The following is a 14066-nucleotide window of genomic DNA, read 5'->3' as shown; positions in this document are numbered from 1 at the left end:
GTGATAGATTTTGCCAAGCGATTATAAAGCTACTTAGCCCCGTCTCTTTTAAAGACTGCAAATAGAGTAAGAAAAATAAGCCAAAGGTCGTAGAAGAAACCTCTTTTATTTTCAATGTATTTAAAGTCCATTTGAAGCATTTCATGAAAGGTAGTATTGCTTCTACCTTTGGCTTGCCATTCACCAGTCAATCCTTGAGGAACAAGTAATCTTTGTTTTTCATAATCAGTGTATAACTCATATTCACGATCTGTGCACGGCCGTGGTCCAACAAATGTCATATCGCCTTTTAAAATATTAAACAATTGGGGAAGTTCATCAAGAGATGTTTTCCTTAAGAAACGACCATATTTAGTAACGCGAGGATCATTTTCCATTTTGAAGGTTACCCCGCCCTTAACTTCATTTTTTTCTAAAAGTTGACTTAACTCTTTTTCGGCATCTTTTCTCATGGACCTAAATTTATAAAACCGAAATTTCTTTCCATTTTTTCCGATACGAGTGGAAACATAAATCATTGGACCTTTAGAGGTAAGTTTTACCCCTATGCCAATTATCAGCATCGGTATAAATAAAATAATCAATGCAATGATTGAAGCAACTATATCAAAAAGTCGTTTTATAAAACTATACAAAAACTTCTTTCTATAAGTAATTGTTCTTGTCGTGTGAGACTGATTTAAATACAAACAAAAGGTCAAGTTATCAATCCCATATTGATCAACCTTTAAGCGCTGTATATCGCCCTCGTTATTCATTTCAATTTCCATAATAATTTACTTGTTAATTCTCTTCCGAAAATAAGACTGAATCCACGAAAAAAATAAGTGCATTCAGTTATTGATATTATTTTACCATATGGTAATTTTTTAGCAAACATTTGATAACGCATACATGCGCAAAAAAAGCCGTTTTTTAATTAGTCAAAACTAACGAAAACGATTACCCATGGAAAATGAAATTCAAGTGGTCTCCCGCCCTTTCGAGATTGCTAACTAAATTGATATATACTGCACTGCTATTAGGAGAGCATGTTCCTTCATTTAACCGTTTTATATGATCATCTATCATCGCTGTCCGTAAAGCGTCGATATCGTTTTCAATTTCGTCGGCTTGCTCAACAAATTTATTGTCTGGTTTTAGAAGATAATTAGCCGTCAAATTACTCTCTTTTTCAATCAAAGAAATCATTCGATTTAAGTCGAGATACACGTTGTCACTAAAAGCCATTTTCTCGTTATGTTTCCGTCGCTCATACTTACGAAAATTATCGCTTATCTCCACTAGACGCATATAGTCACCTAATACGTGATGAAGAAGCGCAATATGCTTTTCATCTATCTCGGCTACATCTCCACTGGTAACTTCAATTAGATAATTGGTTATCTCTTTACTTAATTCCTCTATTTCACGGCCCCCAAGTTCTATGCTTTCTAAGTTGGCAAAATCATCATCGATAAATACCTTGACCGAATCAATTAAAAGATGGGTTGCTTTTTCGCCTAAACGAACTACTTCCTTTGTCAGTTGAACTAAAGCTAGTGAAGGCGTTTCTAATAAACGCTTATCAAATTGGGAAAAAGTCTTTTTTTCTTCTTTCTTATCCTTAATGAGCAAGTGTGAAATTTTAACAAATTGAGGCACAAGGCCCAAAAACAATAGTGAGCACGTGACATTAAAGAAGGTATGGAACATCGCTATTTGTGTTGCAGGATAGGCAAACCATTTACCAAACGTTACGTCCATAAATGATGGCCAAAGGAGGAGCAGTACCATAAATAGCAATGAGCCAAAGACATTAAACATTAAATGAATCAAAGCCGCTCTTTTTCCGTTGTTTGTTGCCCCAATGGAAGAAAATAAGGCCGTAACGCACGTACCGATATTTGTTCCTAAAACAACATATAAAACGTCATTGCCCCCATTACCAATAACCAAGCCCGCGGCCACCATCGAAATTAAAATGGTGGTTACGGCACTGCTGCTTTGCACTAAGCCCGTAAAAGCTATGCCGATAAACAAAAGTAGAAAAGGATTATTAACCGACATCAAAGCATTTACAATCGTTGGTGATTCCTTAAATATCGACATTGAATCCGCCATTATCTCCAAGCCCACAAAAACCAATCCTAAACCCGCCAGGGCATAAAATAGGCTCTTCATGCGATCCTTATGGGAAAACAAATTACCAAAAATACCTATAGCTGTAAGGCTCATGGCGAAAAAAGAAATATCAAATGATTTTAGCGCTACTATTTGCGCGGTAATTGTGGTGCCAATGTTGGCGCCCATAATGATTGCTGCCGCCTGAAATAAGTTCATTACTCCGGCGTTGACAAACCCAACAACCATAACGGTTGTAATACTGCTTGATTGGATAATCGCCGTAACTCCCACTCCGATTCCTAGACCAACAAACGGATTGGTAGATACTTTGGCAAAAATCTTTTTTAAACGATTGGTGGCAATCTTTTCTATATTGTCACTGAGAATATGGAAGCCAATTAAAAAAGCTCCTAGACCTGCTAAAAGATACACGACGGCTTTGACGTATTCGTTCATGGAATGATTCCTCTCTCATACGGGGCCGGTTGGCGTAGCAACCTGCTGGTTTATTGATTTTTACGACTCAAGATGAAATCCCGGAAGGCCAAAGCTTCCTCTAAAGTATGAAAGCGTCCCATATAGAAGAAATCTCCCATTCCGGTTGCTAATACTGAAGGATATTGGCCGCTATTTTGAAGTTCATCGCGGTACCGCTCATGAATGGTCATATCGTCATTTGCATAAGTTCCGATATGCTCTTTACGGCGGGCACATTCCATACAATAAAACTTTTTCCCATCTAGATGCAAGGTGGTTTCATCATTTTTCATTACATCGGCATATATTTCGTAACAATCCAGCGACTGCGAGATATTAATCATGTCCGGCGTATATCCCCCCGCCGGACGCATATTGACTTCCAAAGCGACAATGTCTCCTTGCTTTCCGCTATATTGGTCGTGATTTAGTCGGAAAAACTCGAGATGAAAAAAACGTTTTCTTATTCCAAAAGCTTTTAACACTTTACGGCCGACCGCTTCCAAATCGGAAGGAACGTAAGGCAAGGTATAGTAAAAATCATCAGTTAATTCATTCACAAGAATGTCGTTGGGTTGTGGAAAAACGTGCGAAACCATCAATACTGGTTCCGAATGGGAATTAACTATTCCATCAAAGGACACAACTGTTCCATCAATGAATTCTTCAATAATGTAGGCTGAAGCTGTATCGTGATTCTCCCAAAATAAATCTATATCCGATAAGCAATTCATCTTGAATGTGTGGGTGGCGCCAACGCCGACATTCGGTTTAGCAAAAAGAGGAAAGCCCACTTTTTGTACAAAGGATAAAATATCGTCTTTTACCACGGGTAAAATATAGCGCGCAACCGGAACTCCCGCCTGCCTATAAAACACTTTCATTTTTGATTTTTCTTTGATGTTGCTTATAAAGTTATTCTGAGGTCCCGTGCCAATGTTAAAATCCGAGCGCAATCGAGCATCGCTTGCCAGCCAATACTCATTATTCGACTCGATATAATCCATCTTGCCGTGTTTAAATGACAAAAAAGCCACCGCTTTGTATAAAGATTGATAGTTTTCCATGTCCGAGCAATAGTAGTATTCGCTTAGGCTTTCTTTTAATTCGTTGCTTAGTTCATAGTATGGGGCATTGCCGATGCCGACGACATTAAAACCTTGACGTTTCAAAGCTCGAGCGAAACGCCAATAAGTTGAAGGAAATTGAGGTGAAATAAGTAAAAAATTTTCCATGCTGATCCCCACCAAGAATAGAATAAGCTAATTTTAATATGTTCAATTAAAAAAAAACAAAAAAACATTTTTTTATATTATTCGAAAGGGGTTTCTTTCCGTTAAAAGAAAAAACCGGCATTTACCGGTTTCACCTATTGAATATTTTTTCCTAAATTTTCTGCTTCTTGCAATGCCACATTTTTATCAATATCACCTGGGTCCTTAACCCCTGTAGCAACAACCATGCCACCGTTCTTCCAAGCAAAGACTTCGCACAATCGGTTAAATTCCGCTTTCATCAAATCGAAATCTTCAACTTTATCAGTAGCCCCCACTCCTAGAAGAATTGCCTCTTTAATTCGAAGATTCTTTTTTCGATTCGGCAGCGTATAAGCTACCATCTTCTCCGTAATTAATTTAATTGAAGCCGATAGCCCGGACCAATAAAGCGGTGAAACTAAAACTAAAATATCACTCACTTGAAGGTATGGCGCTAAGGAATTAAACGCATCATCGACAATGCACGGCCGACCTTTGCTCCAGCAATTTTCGCAGCCGCGACACGGATGAATGATTTTTGTGGCAGCATCAAAACGACGGACGGCGTTACCGCTGCTCCGCGCTCCGGCAATGAAAGTCTTTGCCAACTCAGAACCATTACCGTCAGCGCGAGCACTTCCAGTAATAACGAGGATATTTTTTGCCATAAAAACCCATTCTCCTTTCTTCTTATATATTATACACGAAAAAACCTAGAATATAAGGGACTTTTGGCTTATTGGCAATATTAAACACCTACCGGGTGGCGATAAAAAACCACCTAAGATGGGCTTTTTTCATATCTTTTTTACCGATGGATAAAAATTAGTTTTCCTCTTTGGCATAGGCTCCGCGGCCAACATCCGGATTAACGTGGACCATAATATGTTTAATATCGACATTGCTTTGTTCAACTTGATGGTGCACTTCCTCAGCGATAGCATGCGCTTTCCGCAACGAAAGATTGGCATCGACGGCAATCTCAACATCAACGTAGATACGTGATCCAAATAAGCGTGTTCTTAAATCGTCAATACGCACAACACCCGCGACGCCGATAATCGTAGTGGCAATTTCTTCAATCGTTTTTTCGCTAGCCGCATGGTCGGTCATTTTGTTAAACGCATCATATAAAGTTCTGATGCCCGTAACAATAATAAGTAGACCGGTAATTATCGCCGCCAGCGGGTCAATCCAAGGTAAATCTAAAACGATGGCTAAAACAATACCAATTAAGGCTACGCCCGTCGATATGACGTCCATCTGATGATCCATGGCTAAACCTTGAATAGCGGAGCTTCTACTTTTACGTCCGATACGGAATGTATAGAGAAATAGCCCTTCTTTGATTGCCATAGCAATACCTGCGACAATCCAAGCCAGTTTATTAGGAAGTGATAACTCAATCTCTCCGCGTAAGGCTCGTAGTAAAGAGGCACCGCCGACTACGATAATACCGATACCCGTAATAAAGAAAAAAATCGAAAGAATGATCGCCGCGACATTGTCCATTCGCTCATGACCAAAAGGATGATTTTCATCCGCCTTCTTGGTTGAAGACTTAACCCCAATCATCACTACAATGGTCGAAATAATGTCATCCAAGGAATTGATCCCGTCGCTGATTAAAGCTTGTGAATGAGCAATAATACCACCGATAAGTTTTCCTAGTGTTAGTAAAATGTTGGCCCCTAATGAAATGGATGAGGCACTTTCAGGAGAATTAATGTTTTTTTTCATAAATGTTACCAATGATTAAAGTGGGTTTTATCAAATGGCGCCGACCCATGAGGGGTTTTTTCTTCTAAAGGATGACCAAGAGCAATTATTCCATATATTTTCATTTCCTGAGGAATACTTAGTTTTTCAAAAAGAAATGAAGTCTCCTGCTCATCTTCTGTTCCAATCCAAACCGCCCCAAGTCCGAGTGCTTCTATCGCCAGCAGTGCATTTTCAATTACCGCCGAACAATCATTATTTAAATAGAATTCGTTCGCCTCTTGTTTTGTGTCGCCGAAGACGGCCAAGACCACCTGGGCTTCCGAAATCATCTTTCCGTATTTAGTGGCTTCTTTCAAATCTTCTTTTATTTTTTCGTCCCGTAAAACCAGGATATGGACCGGTTGTCTGTTCTTGGCCGATGGGGCTGATAAAGCGGCATCCAATATCTTGTTAATCTCACGTTCGGTGACCTTCTCTTGCGTATACCGACGAATGCTTCTACGCGATAGAATGGTGCTGATAACTGGATTTATAACATCGCTGTCGCTTGTGGAAAGATGTCCTTGATAATAGGTTAATATGTCCCGCCGAGTGACAATTCCGATAAACATTTTCCGATCATCCAGGACAGGAGTGAAATTTTGTCTTAAAGCCAATTTAAACATTTGTTCCAAACTGGCATTGATATCGACGGGAACATTATCCCGCCGGCGCTTGACCTCTTTAATGTTCAACTCTTCCGCCTTATACAAGTCCATATCCGTCTGGTTTTTAATGAACCAAAGAAGGTCTCCCTCGGTAATTGTGCCGATATATGTTCCATCACCAGCTAGCAACGGAATCGCTGTAAAGCCGTGGATGGTCATTTTTTCGACACATTGACGAATCGAGGAATTGACGTCAATATAAGCCACCTCGGCTTTTGGTTTTAAAAAATTCAAAATATGCATATTCGCCTCCTACGGGAAAATTATAACATTTAATTAAAGTTAGCATTAGGCAATTAAATCCATCCAACAATCGCAGCAACTTAATTGAAGGAAATCATAATAAATATTCGTTTTTCGAAGAAAAAGAGGGATTTTATATCCCTCGTTTAGGTTTACACAAACTAGAATAGGCAAAATTAAATTTCAAAATGCTTTTGGATAACTGACTGCCGACCAATCGCTTTTTGGCAGCAATCCCAAATGCAATCCATCTTGTCGCTACTAACAACATCAAAGGGAATTATGTCCGGTTTAATCGCCCGCGCAATCTCAGCTAAATTAGCACCATATACTATCATGTGCTCATTTTGACTGGCCTTAAGAAGATCGGTTAATTCGCTGACACTGCCGACCGAAATAGTGTGATAACTGCGGCGCAAAACACTCCGTACCTGAGGTGATAATCCCTCCGGGAAAACAACTGTAAAATCATCATATCCGAAATTATCCGAAGCGATGTCTATCAAATCTCGATAGTTGCTGTTTATTTGGAAGAAAAGCGTGTCATTGATATATAAATCAACGGCAATCACCGGAACAAAATTCAACTGCGATAATTCGCGAAAAAAATCGATGGTTGTTCCGTGGCATATAATGGCATCCACATTGTCGATGCGTCGAATTTCATTATCCGGTTGGATGACGAGATGATAACCATCTTTGACCATCGTGTCCCGTAATTTTGCAATGAAAGACCATTCTTCTAATTTGCCAATTCCTCCAGCCGCCTCTCCGGTAAATAGGGCGACCTGCTTAGTAACACCCGACGCCAAATTACGCGAATTATTCGACTGATAATTAAATAGATTAACAATCTGAAGAACCTTTGCTTTCGTCGCTTCACTTATCTTTTGATCGGTGCGGTTGTTGAGAACATAGGATACTGTCGCCACGGACACACCGGCTTCCCGGGCGATATCTTTAATCGTTACTTTTTTCATAGTGTCCCTATTATACTACTTTATTTAACTTAAACAACTCGATAACTTAATTTTTTCTTTTATCACTGAATAAAAAAATGCCATTTCATTAAAAAATGGCAATTTATAAGGATTTTATCAGTTACTATTACTTACTTTTTCTTGGCCTTTGGGTTAATAAATGATTGAAGTCGATCGTTATCCATTGTCTCAATTGCCCGTTTCGGCGTACCATCAAAAATAATTTTGCCTTGATCTAACATCAAAAGACGCGTCGCGACATTTAAGGCAAAATTCATCTCGTGGGTGACGATTAACATCGTCATTCCTTCGCGGGCTAACTTTTGAATAACACCTAATACCTCATCCACCATCTCTGGGTCTAAAGCGCTAGTTGGTTCATCAAAAAGCATTACCTCTGGCTCCATACATAAGGCGCGAGCGATGGCCGCCCGTTGCTTTTGACCCCCGCTTAATTGAAAAATTTTAAATTTAGTGCGGTCGCCAAGCCCAACTTTATCAAGATTTTTTAAGGCGATTTCTTGCGAAAGCCGCCGTGATCTTTTTAAAACCAGTTTCTGCGCCAGTATACAATTGTCAATCACATTGTAGTTGTCAAAAAGGTTAAACTGTTGAAAAACCATCCCCATTTTCTCTCGCAAATGATTTATGTTTGCCTGCGGACCAAGTATGTTTTTACCTTCAAAGAAGATTTCGCCACGCGTCGGATCTTCTAGTAAATTCAAGCACCTAAGAAGCGTGCTTTTACCTCCGCCAGAGGAGCCGATTATGGCAATTACTTCACCTTGATTGACTGAAAAATTTATGTCATCAAGCACGACTAAACCGCCAAACTTTTTTTCAAGATGGCAAACATTAATTATGGATGACATGATGCAACTGCTCCTTTTTCTCGGAATATGGTTGGCTTAAATGCTTCTCAATCATTTTCAACAACCGGCTGGCGCTTATTGTCAAAAGAAGATAAACCATTGCAATAATTAAATAAGATTCAACAAAGAAGTAAGTGTTGTTGGAAGCGATTTTTGCCGCCATAAAAAGTTCCGATACCGTTATTACATTTAGGACCGACGAATCTTTAATATTGGTAATGAATTCATTGCCTAGAGCGGGAATGGCATTTTTTAAAGCCTGGGGAAAAATAACCCTTACCATCGCTTGAGTATGGGTCATGCCCAAACTTCGAGCCGCTTCCATCTGTCCCCTGTCGACACCGTTAATCCCCGAACGAATGATTTCCGCCATATAGGCGGCTGTATTAATTGAAATTACCACGAGACCGCAACTTAAGTATGTCCATGGAATTCCCAGCGCCTTCCCACCAAAATAAATAATGATCGATTGAACCATCATCGGTGTCCCTCGGAACAGCTCAATATATCCGAGGGATAGTCCCATAATGGTCCGCTTCCAAACCCGCGTAAATAAACTGTCGGTTGGCAACGAATGAAGATTACGAGCCATTGATAGTAATAGCCCAAACAGCAGTCCAGCAAATGTGCCGACAACCGCCAAAAGAAGAGTGACTAACGTTCCTTGCCAAAATAGTCCTCCGAAATGGCGCAAAAGATAAATTATCTTATCAAAACTACTCATTTTTTACTCGCTGAGCGCTGAACGTGCAATAGCTCCGTCCATCATCGCTTGCCGGTCAGTATCACTCAAATCAATTAAAGCGTCGTTAATTAGATTAATCAATTCTTGATTTCCCTCTTTAACCGCGACCGAAACGCTTAAGTCATTAGCATCAATACCACTAAAACTATCCGTAAAAGAAACGATGGCTAGATTTGAATTAGCGTTAACGATGGCCCGGGCTACTGGGTATTCGGCTAACATTGCATCGGCATCCCCGCTATTGACCATTAATGCGGCACTTGAAAAAGTGTCGGTCCCCGTCATATGAATAACATTGGGAATCTGATCGATAATTTGATCTTGAATTGTTCCTAGCTGCGAAATAACCTTCGCGCCGGATAATCCAGCAATCGTATCGACATCGACATAGGGGCTATTTTTGCGAACGATTGCTACAATGTTACTTTGGTAGTAAGGATTAGTAAAATCAACCGACAAATCACGCTCCTCACTATAGCTCATCCCGGCAATAATCAAATTAATCTGGTTAGATTGAATCGCGGGCACTAAAGCTTCCCAATCAAATTTTTTAATCACTACTTCCTTGTCTAAAGTGGCGCTTAGGTAACGGGCAACTTGAATATCGTATCCATCGGCGTATTGTCCATCCAAGCCATCGATTGGAAGTGTGTAATCACTTGTGCTCAACGCGGTCCAATTAAACGGAGCATAATTGCACTCCAACCCAACTACGAGACGTGAATTGTCGTAATTTTTTGAGCCACAACTGGTCAGTAACATACCGAGCGCTGCCACTCCTAGAATTGTCGTCTTTTGAAATCTTTTCATAGTGTTTCTCCTTTTTCATTGCTAGAAAGAAAAAAAGGATTGAACCACTACGCGGTGCAATCCTAAAGAGATACCCAAGGAAATATCTACTCAAGATAAGCAATCGGTAGCGCCTCTACCCCCGCTTATCGGGAGTAGGAGTCCAAAAGGTATTTCCTCTTGGCCCAATCACCATTATTGCCACAATGGTGTTTCGACGGCATCACCTTTCAATGTAGTCGACGGATGCCTCCTCGTACATTTACTCTTCTTTGCCGCACCTCTAACAATGCAAAACCATAATAGCATAGTTTTTTAGTCTGTCAAAAAAAATTAAGTAGCCTCCAAGTATTAAAAAGAATGAATTTCTTTGATAATGGCGTAAAAAGGCTGTATTTATTGGCGTTAAGCCCTTACAATATAAAAGCACTTAACAAAAAATATTTTTTTAAGGAGAGTAATATTTATGAACAAGCAAGCTATTTGCCACCAACCAGAGAGCCCTCTTGGATTCGCCACGACCCCCACCAATTTCGTTCTTCGTCTACGGGTGGCCAAAAATGATAATTTTAAATCTATCAAAATCATCTACGGAATGAAGTATCTTTTTTCTGCCAAACGTGAAGAAAAAAATATGGAGCGCTGCTATGAAGATCAACTTTTTGCATACTATGAAATCAAATTGGCAACCTCGGACACGCGTTTAGCTTATATTTTTCTTTTGTCTAGCACAGAAGGAGAATTTTATTATAGCGAAGACGGACTTACTACTACTTATGATTTTAACACCGCTTTCTATAATCATTTCCAATTGCCATACACTAATGATATTGATTTAATTGATGTTCCTAACTGGGTTAATCACACTGTTTTTTATCAGATATTCGTCGAGCGCTTCGCCCGCGGGCAAAAAAATAAAGATGATGGTTATATTACCATCAAATGGGGGGATCCCGTTACGCCAAAATGCTTCGCAGGCGGCGATATTCAGGGAATAATAGATCACCTCGATTATCTATATCATCTTGGAATTAACGCTCTATATTTGACCCCGATTTTTCTTTCGCCCAGCAATCATAAATACGATATCGTTGATTATAAAACAATCGACCCCATGTTCGGCGATGAAGAGGTTTTCAAAACACTCGTCAAGGAGGCACATCAACGCGGAATTAGAATTGTTTTAGACGCCGTCTTTAACCATTGTTCAGATAAGAACCCCTGGTGGCAAGATGTCGTTAAAAACGGAAAGGATTCCCCGTATTTTGATTACTTTATTGTCCACGGCAATAAAGTATCCTTTAACCCAATAAATTACGAGACCTTTTCTACCGTTCGCTACATGCCGAAGCTCAATACTTCTAATCGCCGCTTACAGACCGAACTATTATCGATAGCCACCCACTACATTCGCAAATTTGATATTGATGGCTGGCGCCTCGATGTTTCCGACGAAGTTTCTCACGCTTTTTGGCGGGAATTTCGTAAGGCAATCAAGGAAGTTAAGTCGGAAGCCATAATCCTCGGAGAGAATTGGCACGGAAGCCAAAGCTGGCTTCAAGGAGATCAATTTGATGGCATCATGAATTACTCCTATACCAAAGCGGCACTTGACTATTTTGCCACCGAACGCTATACCGCCAAAGATATGGCCGCTCGACTCAATGAAATACTTCTTCGCTATCAAGACCCCATCAATCGCATGATGCTGAACTTATTAGACAGTCATGACACTCATCGCTTTTTTACCCAAGTACAAGAGGACAAAAACAAGATGCTTTCGGCTATCGCCTTGACAATGGTCTTTCCCGGTATGCCTTGCATATATTATGGAACGGAGATTCCCCTGCCTGGCGGCTACGATCCCGACTGCCGACGCTGCTTTCCATGGAGCCAAGATATTACAAACACAGGTTTCTTTCAAAAAGTAGAATCTTTGATTGCTATTCACCGTGACAGTGAAGTTTTTGATTACTGTCAATATCGAGTCGAAAGTGATAGTAATGGTCTTTTATCCATCACGCGTTCGTCGCCGAATAATGAAATCGTCTATATATCCAATGAAACCGACCAGCCCCAAGTAATTACGGATTATAAAAAAATATTAATTGCGAACAATTTTAGCAAAGATATACTCTTTCCAAACGGTTTTATTATCGGTCAAAAATAAAAAAAGCCAACTCGTGGATTAAGCGAGCTGGCCGGCATACGGATGGATGGGTTTTTCCGTAAGCCTGAAAACGGGGATATTGCAGATGATCTCTCATCTACACCCTTAATACTTTTTTCAAAATGGTTTTATTGGAATTTTTTTATTTTTATTCAACTGTTACTGATTTGGCCAGATTGCGAGGCTTATCAACATCGTATCCTAACCGGAGCGTGGCATAATAACTCAATAATTGGGCATATATGACCTCGATAAGAACATTTACCTGAGGATTGATTGAAGGAAAAGTGAATTTTTCTTCAGCCTGTTCATCATCTCTTATTCCTATGATGTACGTTAATCCTCCCCGAGCCTTTGCTTCTTCTAAATTGCTCATTAAATGCTCATAAGATCGCCCGTCGCCACAAAAGCCAATTACCGGTGTTCCTTTTTCGATTAGCGCAATCGGCCCGTGTTTTAACTCTCCGGCGGGAAAAGCTTCGCTATGGAGATAGGTGATTTCTTTAAATTTTAGTGAGGCTTCACGCGCCAATAAATAATCGAGTCCGCGCCCAATAAAATATATATCATGGTGAGTGACAAGTTTACCTGAAAGATCGCTTATGGTCTCCTTGAAGGATAAAACTTTCCTTTGGGCCGGTCCGACTTTTTTAAGTTCTTCGATCGCGGCAACATTGTTAACTGTCGCATTGGCTAAGAGCAATAGCAACGCGACTTGACTTATAAATGTCTTCGTGGAAACAATTGCCACTTCCAAACCGGCGAAAAGAGGCAAAACATAATTACTTCGCCGAGCCAAAGAAGATGATTCGATATTAACAAGACTTATTACTGGCCAGTGGTGATTTTTTATAACGTCAAGTGACCGCAAAACATCCGCAGTTTCTCCGCTTTGTGAAAGGAGAATAAAAACCGGGCTTTGGGTTCGCACCTGTGGGTAATAAGCCCATTCGCTGGCAATATATGCATAGGCATTAATTTTTGCATTAAGTAAATACTCGCAGCCTAAAAGCGCGGCATGATAACTACTTCCCGATCCAATAAGAATCACTTCTTCGCTATTTGTTAAAAGGGCCAAAAGTGCCTTATCAAACTTGTATTCGCCGTCTTTGGTATATTCCTGAAGGATTTTATCGGTAACATATGCTCCCTCATTAATCTCTTTTTCCATATAATTAGCGTAGTTTCCTAAGGCAATATCACTGCGCCTGATATCAATTGGCAAAAAGGATGGATGCTTGCTGCTTTCCTTATCATAGGCAAAAACAAAAGCGTTATCCCCTTGTAAGTATCCGTATTCGCCATCGGCAATATCATAAAACTCTTCAACCTCAGGAGCAAAAGCAATTTTGTCGCTGGCTAAAAGATTCATTCCTTGGCCGCGCCCTAAAAGAAGGGGCGTCCGCCACTTGGCAAAAAAGATCTTATCCGGATCTTGCTGATCTAATATGGCCAAAGCAAAGGAGCCTTTCGCCACATGAAAAAGTTGCTTAATGGCTAAAAGAAGGCTTCCCTGACGCTTTTTCTCTTCCTCCAAAAAATCGGCGATAACTTCGGTGTCCGTCTCGCTGCGAAACTTATATCCCTTAGCGGTTAACCCGCTCTTTATGGCTAAAAAATTATCGATGACACCATTATGAACAATGGCGATATTATTAGAAAAAGAAAGCTGCGGATGGGCATTTATCTCACTCGGCGCTCCATGCGTAGCCCACCGATTATGAGCGATGCCGATATGCGAAAGTTCCGGAGGATTCTTCTCCAGTTCAGCTTTTAAAACGGAAACTTTGCCGGTCTTTTTTCTCACCGTCAGTACCCCGTTTTCGCATAATGCTAAACCCGACGAGTCATAACCGCGATATTCAAGATATTTAAGACCATCAAGAAGAACCTTCTCAATGGAATCATCAGTTATCCCACCAATAATACCACACATACAAACCCTACCATTTCTTGTTTATATTTTACCATAAGTTTTATTTGGAAAAGAGTCTTTATG

The 14066-nt window shown here is 40.2% G+C and carries 12 protein-coding genes and 1 riboswitch; of the genes, 1 reads left to right on the top strand and 11 read right to left on the bottom strand.

All coding sequences use genetic code 11. From position 1 onward, the window contains the following. Nucleotides 1–29: 29 nt before the first annotated feature. From PKC96_02855 to PKC96_02810, 10 genes are all read right to left on the bottom strand, one after another. Nucleotides 30–770 carry a sugar transferase gene (locus tag PKC96_02855; protein HMM00269.1) on the bottom strand — a complete coding sequence of 247 codons (741 nt, stop codon included), beginning with the start codon at nucleotides 768–770 and terminating at the stop codon, nucleotides 30–32. Between the two features lie 172 nt (nucleotides 771–942). Continuing rightward, the gene (locus PKC96_02850) at nucleotides 943–2562 is read right to left on the bottom strand and encodes a Na/Pi cotransporter family protein (GenBank protein HMM00268.1); all 1620 of its coding nucleotides are present in this window, start codon (nucleotides 2560–2562) and stop codon (nucleotides 943–945) included. A 50-nt stretch (nucleotides 2563–2612) separates the two neighbouring features. Next, nucleotides 2613–3818: a carbamoylphosphate synthase large subunit gene (locus PKC96_02845; GenBank protein ID HMM00267.1), complete on the bottom strand. Its 1206-nt coding sequence runs from the start codon at nucleotides 3816–3818 to the stop codon at nucleotides 2613–2615. Nucleotides 3819–3952: 134 nt separating this feature from the next. Beyond that, nucleotides 3953–4507 (bottom strand): flavodoxin family protein, encoded by a 555-nt coding sequence (locus tag PKC96_02840; protein ID HMM00266.1) that lies wholly within the window; start codon nucleotides 4505–4507, stop codon nucleotides 3953–3955. A 157-nt stretch (nucleotides 4508–4664) separates the two neighbouring features. Further along, nucleotides 4665–5579, bottom strand: coding sequence for a cation diffusion facilitator family transporter (locus PKC96_02835; GenBank protein HMM00265.1), 915 nt, complete (start codon nucleotides 5577–5579; stop codon nucleotides 4665–4667). A 5-nt stretch (nucleotides 5580–5584) separates the two neighbouring features. Beyond that, nucleotides 5585–6511: a nitroreductase family protein gene (locus tag PKC96_02830; GenBank protein ID HMM00264.1), complete on the bottom strand. Its 927-nt coding sequence runs from the start codon at nucleotides 6509–6511 to the stop codon at nucleotides 5585–5587. 176 nt (nucleotides 6512–6687) lie between these two features. Beyond that, nucleotides 6688–7491 (bottom strand): LacI family DNA-binding transcriptional regulator, encoded by an 804-nt coding sequence (locus PKC96_02825; protein HMM00263.1) that lies wholly within the window; start codon nucleotides 7489–7491, stop codon nucleotides 6688–6690. 131 nt (nucleotides 7492–7622) lie between these two features. Further along, nucleotides 7623–8363, bottom strand: coding sequence for an amino acid ABC transporter ATP-binding protein (locus tag PKC96_02820; protein HMM00262.1), 741 nt, complete (start codon nucleotides 8361–8363; stop codon nucleotides 7623–7625). Beyond that, nucleotides 8347–9087, bottom strand: coding sequence for an amino acid ABC transporter permease (locus PKC96_02815; protein ID HMM00261.1), 741 nt, complete (start codon nucleotides 9085–9087; stop codon nucleotides 8347–8349). Before PKC96_02815 ends, PKC96_02820 begins: the two co-directional genes overlap by 17 nt. A 3-nt stretch (nucleotides 9088–9090) precedes the next feature. Beyond that, nucleotides 9091–9918, bottom strand: a complete 828-nt coding sequence (locus tag PKC96_02810) for a transporter substrate-binding domain-containing protein (GenBank protein ID HMM00260.1) — start codon at nucleotides 9916–9918, stop codon at nucleotides 9091–9093. A 99-nt stretch (nucleotides 9919–10017) separates the two neighbouring features. After that, nucleotides 10018–10191: riboswitch (Lysine riboswitch) on the bottom strand. A 172-nt stretch (nucleotides 10192–10363) separates the two neighbouring features. Here PKC96_02810 and PKC96_02805 point away from each other — a divergent pair. Further along, nucleotides 10364–12067, top strand: a complete 1704-nt coding sequence (locus PKC96_02805) for an alpha amylase N-terminal ig-like domain-containing protein (GenBank protein ID HMM00259.1) — start codon at nucleotides 10364–10366, stop codon at nucleotides 12065–12067. A gap of 148 nt (nucleotides 12068–12215) precedes the next feature. On the opposite strand, the gene glmS is transcribed toward PKC96_02805, so the two are convergent. Further along, nucleotides 12216–14003, bottom strand: coding sequence for a glutamine--fructose-6-phosphate transaminase (isomerizing) (gene glmS, locus PKC96_02800; protein HMM00258.1), 1788 nt, complete (start codon nucleotides 14001–14003; stop codon nucleotides 12216–12218). Nucleotides 14004–14066: the final 63 nt, after the last annotated feature.

Source organism: Bacilli bacterium, from assembly GCA_035326105.1.
Taxonomy (GTDB): domain Bacteria; phylum Bacillota_I; class Bacilli_A; order RFN20; family CAG-826; genus UBA7706.
This window is presented reverse-complemented; position numbering and strand designations above follow the sequence as displayed.